This is a genomic window from Acidovorax sp. 59, from assembly GCF_002754175.1.
Classification (GTDB): domain Bacteria; phylum Pseudomonadota; class Gammaproteobacteria; order Burkholderiales; family Burkholderiaceae_C; genus Acidovorax; species Acidovorax delafieldii.
On sequence record NZ_PEET01000001.1, the window covers coordinates 445,606 to 462,661 of the forward strand.

12 protein-coding genes are annotated in these 17,056 nt (G+C 64.5%); 9 read left to right on the forward strand and 3 right to left on the reverse strand.

Features of this window, described 5'->3' with window-relative positions; translation table 11 throughout:
• Positions 1-10 precede the first annotated feature (10 nt).
• Both purH and CLU87_RS02110 read left to right on the forward strand, forming a co-directional pair.
• On the forward strand, positions 11-1,612 hold the full coding sequence (gene purH / locus CLU87_RS02105; protein WP_099729336.1) for a bifunctional phosphoribosylaminoimidazolecarboxamide formyltransferase/IMP cyclohydrolase: 1,602 nt from the start codon (positions 11-13) through the stop codon (positions 1,610-1,612).
• 41 nt (positions 1,613-1,653) lie between these two features.
• A complete protein-coding gene (locus CLU87_RS02110; RefSeq protein WP_056066249.1) occupies positions 1,654-2,160 on the forward strand; it encodes a c-type cytochrome in 507 nt (168 codons plus the stop codon).
• Between the two features lie 43 nt (positions 2,161-2,203).
• Here CLU87_RS02110 and pobA read toward each other — a convergent pair whose 3' ends face one another.
• The gene (gene pobA / locus CLU87_RS02115) at positions 2,204-3,388 is read right to left on the reverse strand and encodes a 4-hydroxybenzoate 3-monooxygenase (RefSeq protein WP_056066244.1); all 1,185 of its coding nucleotides are present in this window, start codon (positions 3,386-3,388) and stop codon (positions 2,204-2,206) included.
• A gap of 259 nt (positions 3,389-3,647) precedes the next feature.
• Here pobA and CLU87_RS02120 point away from each other — a divergent pair, with 259 nt between their 5' ends.
• Positions 3,648-4,427 carry an IclR family transcriptional regulator C-terminal domain-containing protein gene (locus CLU87_RS02120; protein WP_056066242.1) on the forward strand — a complete coding sequence of 260 codons (780 nt, stop codon included), beginning with the start codon at positions 3,648-3,650 and terminating at the stop codon, positions 4,425-4,427.
• 100 nt (positions 4,428-4,527) lie between these two features.
• On the opposite strand, the gene hemL is transcribed toward CLU87_RS02120, so the two are convergent.
• Together hemL and CLU87_RS02130 are read right to left on the reverse strand one after the other, a co-directional pair.
• Complete coding sequence (gene hemL / locus CLU87_RS02125; RefSeq protein WP_056066239.1) at positions 4,528-5,838, reverse strand: glutamate-1-semialdehyde 2,1-aminomutase; 1,311 nt, start codon at positions 5,836-5,838, stop codon at positions 4,528-4,530.
• Positions 5,822-6,781 carry a bifunctional hydroxymethylpyrimidine kinase/phosphomethylpyrimidine kinase gene (locus tag CLU87_RS02130; RefSeq protein ID WP_056066236.1) on the reverse strand — a complete coding sequence of 320 codons (960 nt, stop codon included), beginning with the start codon at positions 6,779-6,781 and terminating at the stop codon, positions 5,822-5,824. The genes hemL and CLU87_RS02130 overlap by 17 nt, the downstream gene beginning before the upstream one ends.
• Positions 6,782-6,896: 115 nt before the next feature.
• On the opposite strand from CLU87_RS02130, the gene CLU87_RS02135 reads away from it, so the two are divergent.
• The 6 genes from CLU87_RS02135 to CLU87_RS02160 are packed head-to-tail and all read left to right on the forward strand — an operon-like array spanning position 6,897 to position 17,019.
• The gene (locus tag CLU87_RS02135) at positions 6,897-7,049 is read left to right on the forward strand and encodes a rubredoxin (protein ID WP_165836572.1); all 153 of its coding nucleotides are present in this window, start codon (positions 6,897-6,899) and stop codon (positions 7,047-7,049) included.
• A gap of 59 nt (positions 7,050-7,108) precedes the next feature.
• Positions 7,109-7,507 (forward strand): PleD family two-component system response regulator, encoded by a 399-nt coding sequence (locus CLU87_RS02140; protein ID WP_005796099.1) that lies wholly within the window; start codon positions 7,109-7,111, stop codon positions 7,505-7,507.
• On the forward strand, positions 7,507-7,872 hold the full coding sequence (locus CLU87_RS02145) for a PleD family two-component system response regulator (protein ID WP_005796104.1): 366 nt from the start codon (positions 7,507-7,509) through the stop codon (positions 7,870-7,872). Before CLU87_RS02140 ends, CLU87_RS02145 begins: the two co-directional genes overlap by 1 nt.
• A gap of 15 nt (positions 7,873-7,887) precedes the next feature.
• On the forward strand, positions 7,888-8,415 hold the full coding sequence (locus tag CLU87_RS02150) for a chemotaxis protein CheW (protein ID WP_099729337.1): 528 nt from the start codon (positions 7,888-7,890) through the stop codon (positions 8,413-8,415).
• Positions 8,416-8,436: 21 nt separating this feature from the next.
• Complete coding sequence (locus CLU87_RS02155; protein ID WP_056066230.1) at positions 8,437-10,725, forward strand: methyl-accepting chemotaxis protein; 2,289 nt, start codon at positions 8,437-8,439, stop codon at positions 10,723-10,725.
• 51 nt (positions 10,726-10,776) lie between these two features.
• On the forward strand, positions 10,777-17,019 hold the full coding sequence (locus CLU87_RS02160) for an Hpt domain-containing protein (RefSeq protein ID WP_099729338.1): 6,243 nt from the start codon (positions 10,777-10,779) through the stop codon (positions 17,017-17,019).
• The last annotated feature ends 37 nt before the right edge of the window (positions 17,020-17,056 follow it).

Sequence of the window (17,056 nt, forward strand, 5' to 3'; positions counted from 1 at the left end):
CACCACCACCATGAACGCACTTCTCTCCGTCTCTGACAAGACCGGCATCGTCGAATTCGCGCAAGCGCTGCACGCGCTGGGCATCAAGCTGCTGTCCACTGGCGGCACCGCCAAGCTGCTGGCCGATAAGGGCCTGCCCGTGACCGAAGTAGCCGAGGTCACGCAATTCCCCGAAATGCTCGACGGCCGCGTCAAGACGCTGCACCCCAAGGTGCACGGCGGCCTGCTGGCCCGCCGCGAGCTGCCCGAACACATGGCGGCATTGAAGGAACACGGTATCGACACCATCGACCTGCTGGTGGTCAACCTCTACCCCTTTGAGGCCACCGTGGCCAAGGCCGGTTGCACGCTGGCCGACGCCATCGAGAACATCGACATCGGCGGCCCCGCCATGGTGCGCAGCGCCGCCAAGAACTGGAAGGACGTGGGCGTGATCACCTCGGCCGACCAGTACGACGCCGTGTTGGCTGAACTCAAGGCCGGTGGCAAGTTGAGCGACAAGCTGCGCTTTGCGCTGTCGGTGGCCGCGTTCAACCGCATCGCCCAGTATGACGGCGCCATCAGCGACTACCTCTCGTCCGTCACGTTTGAAGAAGAAAAGCTGTCGGAAACCTACGTGCCCACGCGCACCCAGTTCCCCGGCCAGAGCAACGGCATCTTCACCAAGGTGCAGGACCTGCGCTACGGCGAGAACAGCCACCAGCAAGCCGCCCTGTACCGCGACCTGTACCCCGCGCCAGGCTCGCTGGTCACGGGTGTGCAGCTGCAGGGCAAGGAACTCAGTTACAACAACATCGCTGACGCCGACGCGGCGTGGGAATGTGTGAAGAGCTTTGAAGCCGCCGCCTGCGTGATCGTCAAGCACGCCAACCCCTGTGGCGTGGCCGTGGGCCTGGACGCGCTGAGCGCCTACAGCAAGGCCTTCCAGACCGACCCTACCAGCGCCTTCGGCGGCATCATCGCCTTCAACCGCGTGGTGGACGGCCAGGCGGCGGCCCAGGTGAGCAAACAGTTTGTCGAGGTGCTGATGGCCCCCGACTTCACCGCCGAGGCGCTGGAGATCTTCAAGGCCAAAGCCAATGTGCGTCTGCTCAAGATCGCGTTGCCCGCACACGGTGGCAAGACCGACTGGGAACGCGGCCGTAACGCCATGGATGCCAAGCGCATTGGCTCGGGCCTGTTGCTGCAGACCGCTGACAACCACGAGCTGTCGCTCATCGACCTCAAGGTCGTGACGAAGAAGCAGCCCACGCTGGAAGAAATGGAAGACCTGCTGTTCGCCTGGAAGGTCGCCAAGTACGTCAAGAGCAACGCCATCGTCTTCTGCAAGGGCGGCATGACCATGGGCGTGGGTGCGGGCCAGATGAGCCGCCTGGACTCGGCCCGCATCGCCAGCATCAAGGCAGGCCACGCAGGCCTGACCTTGCAAGGCACGGTCGTAGCCAGTGACGCCTTCTTCCCCTTCCGCGACGGCCTGGACGTGGTGGTTGATGCGGGCGCTACCTGCGTGATCCAGCCCGGTGGTTCGATGCGCGACAACGAAGTGATCGACGCCGCCAACGAGCGTGGCGTGGCCATGGTCTTCAGCGGTGTGCGCCACTTCCGCCACTGAGATGATGGGTATCGCGACGGGGCTCGCGGCGGTGCGCGCGCATGCACCGCGACGATGAGACCCCGCCACCCCGGCCCCGCTGGCTGGGGTGGGCCCTGATGGTGTTCATGGCACTGGTGGTGCTGGGCATGCTCAACCTGGGCTGGCGCATGCTGCAGCCGGGGCCGGGCGCTGCGAGTGCCGCTGAGGGCGCGTCGGGTGCAAACGGGCTAGGCAGCGCTGCATCACCGCCCTCCGCACCGGCCGGACTTCGCCTGGTGGAGGCATCCGATTGCCTGCGCTGCCATGGCATGGAGCGCTACTACGTAGGCCCGTCGTTCCAGCAGATAGCAGCGCGGTACCGCGACCGCGCCGACGCAGTCGATTACCTGGCCGGCAAGATCCGCAACGGGAGTGTGGGCGAGTGGGGCCGCACCTTGATGCCGCGCCACCCGCAAGTCACGGAAGCCCAGGCGCGCGAGATGGCGCAGTGGCTGGTGTCGCTGCCGGTGCCGTCCGCCGCGGCACAGGGCGCGTCGGCCGCAGAGCCCGCATCCGCCGCCCGCTGAACGGCGATGGCGATGGCGGCCGGGTCTGGAGGCCCGTTAGGGCTCAGGCCCCAAAGTTCATCGGCAGACCCACATAGTTTTCCGCCAGCGACACCGAGGCCGCACGGGAGTGCACCAGGTAGTCCAGCTCAGCCTCCTGGATCTTCTGGCCGAACTCGCCAGTTTCCGGAAAGCGGTGCATCAGCGAAGTGAACCACCAGGAGAAGCGCTCGGCACGCCACACGCGGCGCAGACAGCGGTCGGAGTAGGTGTCGATGCCAACGGCTGACTTTTCTTTGTAGAACTCGGTCAGCGCGGTCCACAGATAACCCACGTCGCTGGCGGCCAGGTTCAGGCCCTTGGCGCCCGTGGGTGGCACGATGTGGGCAGCATCACCGGCCAGGAACATGCGGCCAAAGCGCATGGGCTCGGCCACAAAGCTGCGCAGCGGGGCGATGCTCATCTCCAGAGCGGGGCCGGTCACCAGGTTGGCGCGGGCCTCGGGGTCCAGGCGGTTGCCCAGCTCGGTCCAGAACTGGTCGATGGTCCAGTTCTCGACCTTGTCAGTCGTAGGCACCTGCACGTAGTAGCGGCTGCGCGTGGCGCTGCGCATGCTGCACAGCGCAAACCCGCGTTCGGTGTTGGCATAGATGAGTTCGTGCGACACCGGTGGCACATCGGCCAGCACACCCAGCCAGCCAAAGGGGTACACGCGCTCATAGGTCTTGAGCAGGTCGGCCGGCGCGCTGGCGCGGCACACGCCGTGGTAGCCGTCGCAGCCCGCGATGAAGTCGCACGCCAGCTCGTGGGTCTGGCCGTCTTTTTCGTACGTCACGCGTGGGTGCTGGCCGTCAAAGTCGTGCACTTGCACGTTATGTGCGTCGTACACGGTGGTGAGGCCGGCCGCTGCGCGCGCATCCATCAGGTCGCGCGTGACTTCGGTCTGGCCGTACACCGTCACGCGGCTGCCGCCGGTCAGCTCGTGCAGATCGATGCGGTGGCGCTGGCCCTTGAACAGCAGCTCGATGCCGTCGTGGGGCAGGCCCTCGGCGTGGGCACGGGCGCTCACGCCCGCCTGGTCCAGCAGGTCCATGCAGACCTTCTCCAGCACCCCGGCGCGGATGCGGCCGAGCACGTAGTCGGGGCTGCGCTGCTCGATGATGACGGCGTCAACGCCGGACTTGTGAAGCAACTGACCGAGCAGCAGGCCGGCGGGGCCGGCACCAACGATGGCAACCTGGGTGCGCATGGGAAACCTCTGGGAATGGGGTGGGGAGATGGGGGATACCGAAAGCCAGTGGCCTTGAGCGTAGGTTGATCCAGATCAAAGCGATATCCGGCGCTGCCGATTGCGTGCGATCAGTCGATGCTTTGTGCGATGATCGCGCAGTCTCCGGGGTGATGCGGGTGGTCAGGCCCGGTGGTGAGTGCACCGAGTCGCTGCAGGGCCCCGGTAGCCCCGGCGTTAGAACCCCGCTCAATTCCCCGGTCCCCAACCCGTCACCCCCATGGCTTCCACTCCCATCGCCAAGGCAGACTTCATCGAAGGCATGGCCAAAGGCATGGCCGTGCTGGAGAGTTTCGACACCGAGCGCCAGCGCCTGAACGCCACGCTGGCGGCGCAGCGCACCGGCCTCACGCGGGCGGCGGCGCGGCGGCACCTGTTGACCCTGGCGCACCTGGGGTACCTGGAGACGGATGGCAGCTACTTCTGGCTGGCGCCCAAGGTGCTTCGGTTTTCGGGCAGCTACCTTGCGTCTGCCCGGCTGCCGCGCGTGCTGCAACCCACGCTGAACCGGCTGGCAGCCCAGACCCAGCAGTCATTCTCGGCGGTGGTGCTGGATGGGGATGAGGTGGTGATCGTGGCGCGCAGCGGCGTGTATGGCGCGCCGTCGCGGGTGCTTGCCTATGGCTTGCACCTGGGCGCGCGGCTGCCGGCCCACCCTACGTCCACCGGCCGCGTGTTGCTGGCGGCGCTGCCCCCGGCGGAGTTGACCGCCTGGCTCAAGAACCGGCCCTTGCACCGCCTCACGCCCCAAACCATTACGCAGGTAGGCCCGCTGCGGCAGGTGATCACCAAGGTGCGGCGGGACGACTATTGCCTGGCCGTGGAGGAGCATGAGCTGGGCGTGCACGCGCTGGCTGTGCCGCTGCGCAACCTGCAGGGCCATACGGTGGCGGCGCTCAACGTGGTGGCGTCGCCCAAGCAGATGGACGAGGGCAGCCTGCAGCGCGACATGCTGCCGCTGCTGCAGGAGGCCGCCCGCGAACTGCGCGGACTCCTGTGACTGTCCGCCACAAGCCTCGCCGCCATGAAAAATGGCCCTTGTGAGGGCCATTCGGTGCCAAATTGGCAGGAAGCGCTAGTGCAATATGCGCTGCTAGCTATTATTTTGAGAGCGTCTTGAACACTTCACGCGCAGCAGCCACGGTGGCTGCCACGTCGTCGGCGGTGTGGGCGGCGCTCACGAAGCCCGCTTCATACAAAGCCGGTGCAATGTAGATGCCCCGGTCCAGCAGACCGTGGAACAGCTGGTTGAAGCGCGCGCTGTCGGTTTGGAGCACCTGGGCATAGTTCTGGGGCAGCTCGGGCAGCAGGAAAAAGCCGAACATGCCGCCCTCGCAGTCACCGCAGAACGGCACGCCTTCCGCCGTGGCAGCGGCTTGCAGGCCATCGACCAGCGAGCGGGTGCGGGCCGACAGCGCATCGAAGAAGCCGGGCTTTTGGATCTCGCGCAGCGTGGCCAGGCCACAGGCCGTGGCCACCGGGTTGCCCGACAGCGTGCCCGCCTGGTACACGCCGCCCAGCGGTGCGAGGTGTTCCATGATGGCGCGCGGGCCACCAAAGGCCGCCAGCGGCATGCCACCGCCGATCACCTTGCCCAGCACGGTGATGTCGGGTTGGAAGCCGGGGATGCTCTTGGCGTACACGCTTTGCGCGCTGCCCAGGGCCACGCGGAAACCGGTCATCACTTCATCCAGCACCAGCAGCGCACCGTATTCGGTGCACAGCTCACGGCAGCGCTGCATGAACGGCACGCTCGCGCGCACCAGGTTCATGTTGCCCGCGATGGGCTCGATCATCACGCAGGCCAGTTCCTTGCCGTGCAGTGCAAAGGCTTCTTCGAGCTGGGCGACGTTGTTGTATTCGAGCACCAGGGTGTGCTGCACCACTTCAGGCGGCACGCCCGCGCTGGTGGCATTGCCAAACGTGGCCAGGCCCGAGCCGGCCTTGACCAGCAGCGAGTCGGCATGGCCGTGGTAGCAGCCTTCGAACTTGATGAACTTGCTGCGGCCCGTGGCGCCACGGGCCAGGCGGATGGCGCTCATGCCCGCTTCGGTGCCCGAGCTGACCAGACGAATCATCTCCATGGACGGCACCAGGCTCAGGATCTCCTCGGCCAGCTCGACTTCGCGCTCGGTGGGGGCGCCAAAGCTGAAGCCTTCGAGCGCCGCCTTCTGCACCGCGTCGAGCACGGCGGGGTGGCCGTGGCCGAGGATCATCGGGCCCCAGGAGCCGATGTAATCAATGAAGCGCTGGTCGTTCGCATCCCAGAAGTAGGCGCCTTGCGCGCGCTTGACGAAGCGGGGTGTGCCTCCGACCGCCTTGAAGGCCCGCACGGGCGAATTCACGCCTCCGGGGATCAGCGCCTTGGCGCGTTCGAACAGGGGAATATTGAGATCAGTGCTTGGTGTCATGGGGTGGCATCACAAAACCCTCCAGGGCCTGTGTTTCATCAATCGTGGTTTCTTCTTCGTCGCCGTCGGTCTCGTCGTCCTCAGGCTGTGCCCAGAACATGCGGTCGGGCACGATGTGCCCCATGCCGGGGCGAAAGCCTGCGTCCAGGCAGCGGTCGAGGTAACCCAGCGCTTCGCTGGTGGCTTCGCCCAAGTCGTTGCCGCTGGCCACCAGGGCAGTGAGTGCGGCCGAGAGCGTATCGCCCGCGCCCGAGAAGGTGGCGTCAAACAGCTCGAACTTGCCACTGCCCAGCACGGTCTGCGGCGAGGCCAGCACGTTCTCGACGAACTGCTCGGGCAAGGGGATGCCAGTGACCAATGTGTAGGGCACGCCCATCTCGGACGCTGCGCGGGCAATGTCCCGGGCGGTGGGGCTGCGCTCGCCCGTCCAGTCCGGCAGCAGCCAGCGCCACAGGGTGCTGTGGTTTCCAACCAACACCGAGGTCTGGGGCAGCAGCAGCTCGCGAAAGGCGTCGAGGTACTCGTCGATCAGCTCGTCACGCCACCAGGACAGGTTGGGCATGTAGGCGATCACGGGGACTTCGTCATAGTCGGTCGTGATCTCGGCAATGGTGCTGATGTTCTCGGGGCTGCCCACAAAGCCGACTTTGATGGCCTGTACGGGCAGGTCTTCCAGCACGGCCCGCGCCTGCTCGGACACAGCCTCGTCGTCGAAGCTGAAGTGGTCAAAAATCTGAGCGGTGTCGCGGGCATAGGCCCCGGTGACCACAGCGATCGGATGCCCGCCGACCGAGGCGATGGTGGTGATGTCGGCGGTCAGTCCGCCGGCTCCGCTGGGGTCGCTGGCATTGAACACCAGCACACAGGCCGGGCTCGCTTCCTCCGCGTCATCGTCGTCAATATCTGGGATTTCTGGGGGGGGAGGGGAGGCTTTGATGGTCATGGACCAGATCCTGCTGGAGGGGTGGCACGGAAGCTGCAGGCCGCGGAGATCACTAGATACAATCGTTGCATTCTATGTGAAGGCCCTTTAAGCTGTGACCGACTTTAAAACTTGGATGTGTTTGATTTGCGGCTGGATTTATGACGAGGCTGAGGGGTCTCCCGAACACGGCATTCCACCCAACACCCCCTGGGATCAGGTCCCGATGAACTGGACCTGCCCAGAATGTGGTGCCCGCAAGGAAGATTTCGAGATGGTCCAGATCTGAGGCGCTCCAGCACCAATCGCTGCTGCGTTGTTTATTTTCTCCATCGGGAGCAGTGACAATTGACTACAACAGGCGCATCTTTCAAAGTGCTCGTGGTGGATGACAGCAACACCATCCGTCGAAGCGCCGAGATTTTTCTCAAGCAGGGGGGGCACGAAGTCTTGTTGGCCGACGACGGCTTTGATGCTTTGGCCAAAGTCAACGATTACCAGCCTCAGCTGATTTTCTGCGACATCCTCATGCCCAAGCTCGACGGGTACCAGACCTGCGCCATCATCAAGCGCAACGCCCGTTTCGCAGATACCCCGGTGGTGATGCTGTCCTCCAAGGACGGCGTGTTCGACAAGGCGCGTGGGCGCATGGTCGGCTGCCAGGAATATCTCACCAAGCCGTTTACCAAAGACCAGCTGTTGCAGGCAGTGCAGCAGTTTGGCAATTCCCAACAAGGAGCCATGTAATGCCCATTCAGAAAGTATTGGTCGTCGACGACTCGAAGACCGAGTTGATGTTTTTGACGGACCTGCTTCAGAAAAAAGGCATGCAAGTCCGTACCGCAGAAAATGCCGAAGAGGCGTTTCGCCGTCTGGCCGAAGAAAAGCCTGACCTCATCCTGATGGATGTGGTGATGCCGGGCCAAAACGGTTTTCAGCTCACGCGTGCCATTACCCGTGACCCCCTTTACGCTGATGTGCCCATCATCATGTGCACTAGCAAGAACCAGGAAACCGACCGTGTCTGGGGCATGCGCCAAGGTGCGCGCGGCTACATCACCAAGCCGGTGGACCCCGCAGAGCTGCAGGCCAAAATCGACGCTCTGAACTGAGGCAGCGGCGCGCTCATGGCAAACCGCGAAGCCCTACGGGAGCTCCAGACCCGACTTGCCAGCCGCTTGCAGGCTGCAAGGTCCGAAGGTACGTCCGTGTCCTCCTGGCTGGCTGTAGAGTCCGCCGGGAATTTCTATTTGCTGCCCCTGGGGCAGTCCGGGGAAATCTTCCCTTGGGTATCGGTGCAGGCTGTGCCTTACACCCAGAGCTGGTTTCTGGGGGTGGCCAACCTGCGCGGCGGCTTGGTGGGGGTGGTGGATCTGGCCGGGTTGCTGGGGTCCACCGCAGCACGCACCGAGCAAGCCCTGTCCGAGGCCAGCCTGCTGGCATTCAATGCGGCGCTCGACGTTAATGCTGCCTTGCTGGTGGACCGCCTCGCCGGTCTGCGCGGCACGGATGCGTTTATGTCGTCCGAGCCGCCCGCCGAGGATTCACCCAGCTTCTTCGGCACCACCTATATCGATTCCAGTGGCACACGCTGGCAGGAGCTGAACTTGCAGATCCTGTCCCAACATCCCGCTTTCCTGAGCATCAGTGCTTGAGTTTTTCTGTAAGGCTGCACCATGTCCGTCGTCAATCAATTTGGAAAACTGTTCAACCGGAAACCCGCCACGCCTGACACCGGCGCAGCCGCCGGCGCGACCGACGATGGGCAGGATCTACTGGCCACGGGGGCGCTGGATGGCTCGCAACTGCGCGACTCCTACCAGGCCGAAGCCATGAACAGCGTCCAGGGCGATCCCGACGGCTACACGCCCGAGTTGACCGCGCCCGAGGCCGAAGAAGACCTCATCAGCCTGCCCCTGCTGGGCCGCTCGACCGCAGCCGGCCATCAGCGCCGACTGCTGGCCTTGCTGGCCGTGGGTGTGGTGGTGCTGGCGCTGATCGCCGGTTGGGTGCTGCAGCAGGCCGACCGTTCCGCACAGCAATTGGCTGCTACCGGCCAGTCGCTGATGCAGTCGCAACGTCTTGCCAAGTCGGTGTCGCAGGCGCTGGTGGGTAGCCCACAGGCCTTCCCGGACGTGGTGGAAAGCTCTGGCGTGCTGGCCCGCAACGTGCGCGCCCTGAATGCCGGTGACAACGAGCTGGGTGTGCAGTCGCTGGGTGAACCCTTCAAGCCCGATCTGGACGCCGTCAACCCCCTGATGGAGCGCGCCGAGCGCAACGCCAGCGTGGTGATGGGGCAGCAAAAGATCCTGACGCAGGTGGGTGACGCTCTGCGCACCATCAACCGCCAGTCGTCCGACCTGCTGGAAATCGCTGAAACGGTCTCCTCGCTCAAGCTGCAACAAAATGCGCCCGCTGCCGAAATCTCCGCCGCAGGCCAGCTGGTGATGTTGACCCAGCGTATCGGCAAGTCTGCCAACGAGTTCCAGACCATGGAAGGCGTGAGCCCTGAGGCAGTGTTCCTGTTGGGCAAGGACTTGAACTCCTTCAAGGAAATCGCGCAGGGCCTGCTGGAAGGCAGCCCTGAGTTGCGCCTGTCGGCCACCAAGGACGCGCAGACCCGCGAACAACTGGAAGCGCTGATCAAACTGTACGAACAGACCCGGACCCAGGCCAGCGCGATTCTGGGCAACCTGCAAGGTCTGGTGTCTGCCCGCGAAGCACAGTCCGCCATCATTGCCGACAGCGAGCCACTGCGCCGCCAGCTGGAAGGTCTGCAGAGCAAGCTGTCCGCCCAGACCGGTCTGGGCGCCGGCCAGTTTGCCGCTCTGGCACTGGCAGGCTTGTTCGTGCTGTTGTGCGGTATCGGCATTTCGCGCGTCCAGCTGCTGGACAGCCGTGGCCGTCAGGCAGCTGCGGAAAACCAGCAACGCGACGCCAAGCGCCAGGAGCAGGAAGCCAAGCGCGTCAACGACGCCAACCAGGCCGCCATTTTGCGTTTGATGAACGAACTGCAGTCGGTCGCTGAAGGTGACCTGACGCAAGAAGCCACCGTGACGGAAGACATTACCGGCGCTATTGCCGACTCGGTGAACTACACGGTGGAAGAGCTGCGCCAGCTGGTGGGCAGCGTGCAGAACACGGCGACCCGCGTGGCGCAGACGACTGCCCAGGTGGACAACACCTCGACCGAACTGCTGGCGGCATCGACCGAGCAGCTGCGTGAAATTCGCGAAACCGGCCGCTCCGTTCTGGACATGGCGACCCGCATTAACGAGGTGTCTACACAAGCGCAAGAGTCCGCCACGGTGGCCCGTCAGTCGCTGCAAGCCGCGGACTCGGGTCTGCAGGCCGTGCAGAACGCCATCGGCGGTATGAACTCCATCCGTGACCAGATCCAGGACACCTCCAAGCGGATCAAGCGCCTGGGTGAATCGTCGCAGGAGATCGGTGAAATCACGGAGCTGATTTCTGACATTACCGAACAGACGAACGTGCTGGCTCTGAACGCTGCCATCCAGGCTGCATCCGCCGGTGAAGCCGGTCGCGGCTTCTCGGTGGTGGCGGAAGAAGTGCAGCGTCTGGCTGAACGTTCGGCCGATGCGACGCGCCAGATTTCTGCCCTGGTGAAAGCCATTCAGACCGATACCCAGGATGCCGTGGCTGCTATGGAGCGCTCCACGCAGGGGGTGGTGGAAGGGGCACGCCTGTCCGACAGCGCTGGTACTGCGCTGACCGAGATTGACCGGGTGTCGCGCCGTTTGGCCGAACTGATTGAGCAGATTTCGTCTTCGACTTCCCGGGAAGCTGTTCTGGCCAACGAAGTGGCCGACAACATCCAGCACATTTTTGCGGTGACCGAGCAGACGGGTGAAGGTACCCGCACCACAGCGCAACAGGTGCGCGAGCTCTCGCACATGGCCGAGGAACTGCGCCAATCGGTGGCACGTTTCAAGATCGCCTGACGCAGCAGTTAGTCATCAACCAGCTGGCTCATTGCAGCCGGGGACGAATCCATGTCATCTATTGATGTCAACAATGCACCGGCCGCCGACGGGACCCAGGGAGATCAGGACCTGGGTCCTTTGGCTTGGGTGCTTGACGAGCTGCGCAAATCGCTGGACGGTGCTGTCAAGGCGATGCGGCGCTTTGTGCGTGATGCCGAGGTAGCACGCGAGTCCGATCTGGCGGCGCTGGACGCTGGCCCCCTGCGCATTGCGCGCCAGCAACTGCACCAAGCCTGTGGTGCGCTGGAAATGGTGGGCATGGGTCCTCCGGCGCTGGTGTTGCGGTCCATGGAATCGGCGGTGCAGAAGTTTGTTCAGCGCCCCGAAACCTGCAGCGATGACGCTGCCGCCGTGATCGAGCGCGCCAGCTTTGCGCTGATCGAATATCTGGAAACCGTGCTGGCGGGCAAAGCCGTATCGCCCGTGGCCCTGTTTCCGCAGTACCGCGATGCTCAGGCATTGGCAGGCGCTGACCGTGTTCATCCCGCTGACTTGTGGCCGGTAGAGCGCCGTTTCCGTGAACCCGAAGGTGCGGTATCGCGCCCACCTCTGCCCTACGGTCCCGAGGCGCGGGCGCGGCTGGATGCAGCTGTGCTGCGCATCGTCAAGTCGGGGGACCTGAAGGCCGCCCTGAGCCTGCGCGACACCTGCCTGGGCTTTGTGGCTGCACAAACAGATCGGCAGGCGCGTGCGTTCTGGAAAATTTGCGCGGGTTTCTTCGATGCGTTTGGCTCGGGCCTTTTGCCGCCAGATGTGTACGTCAAGCGCGTGGCGTCCCGTGTGCTCATGCAGTACGCCACGTTGGCCAAGGGCGATCCGACGATTGCCGACCGGCTGGTGCAGGACCTGCTGTTCTTCTGCTCGCAGGCCAAGGTGGCCGATCTGGCAGAGGACGCAGCGCCCTCATTGCGTGCTGTCCGTCAGGCCTTTGCGCTGGACCGCTTCAAGCCGGTGGACTACGAGACTGCCCGCTTCGGACGTTTTGACCCGGCGGTGTTGACGCAGGCGCGCAAGCGCATTGCCTCGGCCACGGAAACCTGGTCTGCCCTGGCGGGTGGCGACCGCAACAAACTCAAGCCAGCGGCAGACCAGTTCAGCCTGGTGTGCGATTCGCTGCGCAAGCTCCATCCGGGCAGTGAGAACCTGGCGCAGGCGCTGACGCGTGCCCTGGATTCAACCACCCGGTCGGGCGAACCCCCGTCGCCCGCATTGGCGATGGAAGTGGCTACCTCCGTGCTGTACCTGCAGGCAGCTTTTGAAGAGTTGGACACGGCAGACGAACAGATGGAAGCCCGCGCCAGCCGTCTTGCAGAGCGTCTGGACGCGGTCACGGCGGGTGCCGAACCCGAACCCCTTGAACAATGGATGGAAGAGCTGTACCGCCGGGTCAGCGACAACCAGACCATGGGCAGCGTGGTCGATGAGCTCCGGGTGACCCTGGGCGAGGCTGAAAAGGCCATGGACCAGTTTTTCCGCAACCCGAAGGACACTGGTGTGCTGGCGACCGTGCCAGGGCATCTTGCGCAGATGCGCGGCGTGCTGTCGGTGCTGGGGCTGGATCAGGCATCACTGGCGGTGGTCCGCATGCGCGACACGGTGGAGCGCCTGCTGATCAACGAGGTGCCGGAAGAAGAACGCCAAAGCGCGTTTGAGAAACTGGGCAACAGCCTGGGCGCATTGGGTTTCCTGATCGACATGCTGAGCTATCAGCGCACCATGGCGCGCAAGCTCTTTGTGTACGACGAAGAACTGGGCGAATTGCGCATCCTCATGGGTAAAACCCGTGCGCGCGCCTCTGATGCTGTGGAAGAAGCGCCTGCCAAGCTGGAAGAGCGTTCTGCCACCTTGGTGCCAGACGTGATTCCCCGCTTTCCGGTGCAGGAGCCTGTCAGCGAGCCCACGGACTTTGCACCGTTCCCTGATTTTGAGTCGACCCCCGCAGCCGATGCCAGCGTGGCGGCAGAGCCCGCAGGCCTGGCCCCGGATATCTCCTTTGACGTTCCCGCCGTTGCCGCGCCCGTACCGCTGGAAACAGCTTCTCCGGCGGCTGCGGCTGCGCCCGCTCCAGTGCCCGATGTCGAAGATGAACTGCTTGACGTGTTCCTCGAAGAGGCACGCGAAGTGGTGGTCAACGGCCTGGCTGCCATTGAGCAGCTACGGGGTGAACCTGGAGACCTGAGCGAGCAGACCACACTGCGCCGTGCGTTCCATACGCTCAAGGGCAGCTCGCGCATGGTGGGGCTGAACGACTTTGGCGAAGCAGCCTGGTCGATGGAGCAGGTGCTCAACGTCTGGCTGGCGGAACAAAAGCCCATGCAGCCGAGCTTGTTGCAGTTGTCCACCGACGCACTGCATGCTTTCAGCAGCTGGGCAGACGACATCGCCTCAGGCCACGCGACGGGCTGGGACCCTGAGTCCTTCCGCCGGTCGGCAGACGCCATGCGCCTGGATGGCACGCTGGTACCGCTGGCGATGCCATCGGGTGGCGGTATTGCGCCCGAACCTACAGTACCACAGGCCGCGCCGGAGCTTTCCGAGGCTGCGGCAGAGCCGGTGGATGCCCTCTCCGCCGAAGTGCTCAACGAAGAACTGACGGTGCCGGATTTCCAGGCCACCGAGATCTCCGAGCATGTGCCCGAACAGCCCGTCGAGAGCGCCAACGCTGCCCCGGAAGTGGCCGAGGAGATCGACTTCTCGGTGTTCACTGCAGCATTGAACGAGTCTGCCCACGAGCCTGTACCTGTGGTCGATCCGTCCAGCGTGGACTTTGTCCTCGACTTGGAGCTGCCTGACCTGGAACCTGTGTCTGCGGAAGCGCCTGTGCCTGCAGTGGATCACGCAGAAGCTGTCGATGCGCCGCTGCAAGCGCCCGCGGGCGCCCTGGGCGACGAACTATTGCTGCCAGAAGACCTGGTGCTCGATGCCGCCGAACCGCAAAACGTGGTGGATATAGAGGCCCCCATTCGTTCGGATGGGTTGGAAGCCCTGGACGTGGCTGAGCTGGAGAAGCTGCTGGAGGCCGAGTCGGCCGAGGCTGCCGAACTGCTTGCACCTGCCCCCGAGGACGTGGCTGTGGCCGGTTCCGAAGCGTTGCCAGACGACCTGATCGCTGAAGTGGAGCCCGCGCAAGAAGTGGCGCATCTGCTCGATGCCCTGCCGCAGGAAGAAGGCGGTAGCGACGATGCGGTGAAGGTCATCGACACGCTGCGCATCGGTATCCCGCTGTACAACGTGTACCTGAATGAGGCCGATGAATGGTCTCGTCGCTTGGTGACCTGTTTGCAGGAATGGGCGCTGGAGCTGCATGAGCCACTGCCTGACACGGCCGTGGCCCTGTCGCACTCGCTCGCCGGCAGTTCGGCCACGGTGGGCTTCACCGCGCTGTCCGAAATGGCCCGCGTGCTGGAGCACACGCTGCAGCACGTGCAGCTGCAGTCGGGTGGCACCGAAGAGCAAGCGGCAGCGTTCATGGCTGCAGCGGAAGACATCCGTCGCCTGTTGCACCAGTTTGCTGCCGGGTTCCTCAAAGAGCCCAGCCCGGAAGTGCTGGCCCAGCTGCGCCAGATTCTGGAAACCGAGGTGGTCAGCACCCAGTCTCCACCCGAGGAAGATGCGCAGGCCTACCTCGATGCCGCAGAGCAGGAAGCGTCCGAAGTTGCTGCGGCCGAGTTGGCACCTGAGCCGGTGGCGGAGGTACCCGTGGTGGATGCAGAGCCTGAGGCTGTTGCACCGGCTGTGCCTGCCCCCGTGGTGGGCCATGTGGCGCCCGCGCTGTCTGCAGTCATCCACGACCACGATCAGCACATTGACGATGCCATCGCGCACGCCATTGCCTCGATCCCGGACGCGGACGACGACATCGATGCGATCGACGTCATCGACCCTGACCTGTTCCCCATCTTCGAGGAAGAGGCGGCCGAGTTGCTGCCCCAGCTCGGTGGTGCGTTGCGCCAATGGGCGTCGCGCCCCGACAACCTCAGCGCCCGCAGCGAAGTATTGCGAGCCCTGCACACGCTCAAGGGCAGTTCGCGACTGGCCGGGGCGATGCGCCTGGGCGAAATGGCCCACCGGCTGGAATCTGCGATCGAGCAGCTGGACGCAGAAACCGTCACGGCCGACCAGATTGAGCCGTTGCAAGGCAGTTTCGATGGACTGCAAGCCAACTTCGAGGCGCTGCGTGCCATTGGTCAGAGTCCTTCCGACACGGTGGTTACTCTGCCGGTCGAAGCCACGCCCGCCTTGCGTGCCAATGTGGTGGATGCGGCCGCAGCCTCCGTCCCCTCGGCGGCAGCATCTTCTGCCAAGCCGCTGGCGATAACGGCTCCGGCCGTGCGCCTGCCAGGACCATCCCAGCTGGCGCCCCTGCGAGTGGCAGCCAACCAGTCGGTGCGCGTGCGTGCACAGCTGCTGGACCGCCTGGTCAATCAGGCGGGCGAGGTGATGATCAGCCGTTCGCGCCTGGACGCGCGCCTGGGCCAGTTCCGTAGCTCACTCACCGATCTGTCGGGCAATCTGGACCGCTTGCGTCAGCAATTGCGCGACATCGAGGTGCAGGCCGAATCCCAGATGCAGTCGCGTCTGGCGCTGTCCAAGGACTCTGCTGCGGGCTTCGATCCGCTGGAGTTCGACCGCTTCACACGGGTGCAGGAGTTGACCCGCATGATGGCCGAGTCGGTCAACGACGTGGCCACGGTGCAGCGCAATCTGCAACGTGCCATGGAAGGCGCTGAAGACGACTTGATTGCCCAAGGCCGCCAGGCGCGTGAGCTGCAACGGGATCTGCTGCGCACACGTATGGTGGAGTTCGAGGGGATTGCCGAGCGCTTGTACGCGGTGGTGCGTCAGGCCTCCAAGGAAACCGGCAAGCAGATCAAGCTGGACATCACCGGCGGCTCCATCGAAATGGACCGCGGCGTGCTGGACCGCATGACGCCCGCCTTCGAACATTTGTTGCGCAATTGCGTGGCCCACGGCATTGAAGAGCCTGAAGTGCGCACGGCGGCCGGCAAGCCGTCGTCGGGCACCATCACGGTGGATCTGCACCACGAAGGCAATGACGTATCGGTCGAGTTCCGCGATGACGGAGCGGGTCTGAACCTGCCGCGCATTCGCGAAAAGGCCGTGTCTCAGGGCATCGTGGAGCCCGGCGTGGAGCTGAGCGATGCGGATGCGGCCAACCTGATCTTCATGCCAGGCTTCTCGACGGCCTCAGAAGTGACCGGTCTGGCAGGGCGTGGCATCGGCATGGACGTGGTGCGTGCTGAGATCAATGCGCTGGGCGGCCGCATCGAAACCTCCACCGAGGCGGGCAAGGGTGCGGCATTCCGCATGGTGCTGCCGTTGACCACCGCAGTGACGCAGGTGGTGATGCTGCGCTCGGGTGACCTGGCGATCGGCGTTCCGGCCAACGTGGTCGAGATCGTCCGCCGCACCTCGGCCCCTGACTTGGCAGAGGCTTACCGTACCGGCGTGTTTGACGACGGCATGGAGAAAATTCCGTTCTTCTGGTCAGGAGCCCTGCTGCAGTCGTCCACCCGCAGCACCGAGCCGGCGGGCAAGACCCGCCCGGTGGTGATCTTCCGAAGCGCTGCCCAGCGCGTGGCCATGCACGTGGACGAAGTACTGGGCAACCAGGAAGTCGTGGTGAAGAACCTGGGGCCGCAGCTGTCCCGTCTGCCAGGTCTGGCGGGCATGTCCGTGCTGGCATCGGGTGCGGTGGTGCTGATCTACAACCCGGTGGCCTTGGCCACGGTGTATGGCGACCAGGTGCGCGCAGCCAGTGCCGACATGGCGCCAGCACCCGACACCCCCGCTGCCGGCGGTACGGGCAAAGCCGTGGTGTCTCAACAGTTGTCGGGACCGAGCCAGGTGCCGCTGGTGCTGGTGGTGGACGATTCCATCACCGTGCGCCGCGTGACGCAGCGTCTGCTGCAGCGCGAAGGCTACCGTGTGGCCCTGGCGGCCGATGGCCTGCAGGCGCTGGAGCGTCTGCAGGAGGAGCGCCCGACGGTGGTTCTGTCCGACATCGAAATGCCGCGCATGGACGGCTTCGATCTGGCGCGCAACATCCGTGCAGACGGTGCCTTGCGTGATCTGCCCATCATCATGATCACCTCGCGGATTGCTGAAAAGCACCGCGAGCACGCGATGGAGCTGGGTGTGAACCATTACCTGGGCAAGCCATATTCGGACGAAGAACTGCTGAGCCTGATCCAGCACTACGCCCGCATCGCTGCAGCGGCTGAGGCCTGACACCATGCTGGCCCACTCCCGACCCTGCGAGTCAGCC

Excerpts from the sequence above, each read along its gene's own strand:
- CLU87_RS02120 (WP_056066242.1), top strand. The coding sequence starts at position 3,648 with ATGGCTTCCACTCCCATCGCCAAGGCAGACTTCATCGAAGGCATGGCC.
- CLU87_RS02110 (WP_056066249.1), top strand. The coding sequence starts at position 1,654 with ATGCACCGCGACGATGAGACCCCGCCACCCCGGCCCCGCTGGCTGGGG.
- CLU87_RS02145 (WP_005796104.1), top strand. The coding sequence starts at position 7,507 with ATGCCCATTCAGAAAGTATTGGTCGTCGACGACTCGAAGACCGAGTTG.
- hemL (WP_056066239.1), bottom strand. The coding sequence starts at position 5,838 with ATGACACCAAGCACTGATCTCAATATTCCCCTGTTCGAACGCGCCAAG.
- CLU87_RS02135 (WP_165836572.1), top strand. The coding sequence starts at position 6,897 with ATGTGTTTGATTTGCGGCTGGATTTATGACGAGGCTGAGGGGTCTCCC.
- CLU87_RS02160 (WP_099729338.1), top strand. The coding sequence starts at position 10,777 with ATGTCATCTATTGATGTCAACAATGCACCGGCCGCCGACGGGACCCAG.
- CLU87_RS02130 (WP_056066236.1), bottom strand. The coding sequence starts at position 6,781 with ATGACCATCAAAGCCTCCCCTCCCCCCCCAGAAATCCCAGATATTGAC.
- purH (WP_099729336.1), top strand. The coding sequence starts at position 11 with ATGAACGCACTTCTCTCCGTCTCTGACAAGACCGGCATCGTCGAATTC.
- CLU87_RS02150 (WP_099729337.1), top strand. The coding sequence starts at position 7,888 with ATGGCAAACCGCGAAGCCCTACGGGAGCTCCAGACCCGACTTGCCAGC.
- CLU87_RS02155 (WP_056066230.1), top strand. The coding sequence starts at position 8,437 with ATGTCCGTCGTCAATCAATTTGGAAAACTGTTCAACCGGAAACCCGCC.
- pobA (WP_056066244.1), bottom strand. The coding sequence starts at position 3,388 with ATGCGCACCCAGGTTGCCATCGTTGGTGCCGGCCCCGCCGGCCTGCTG.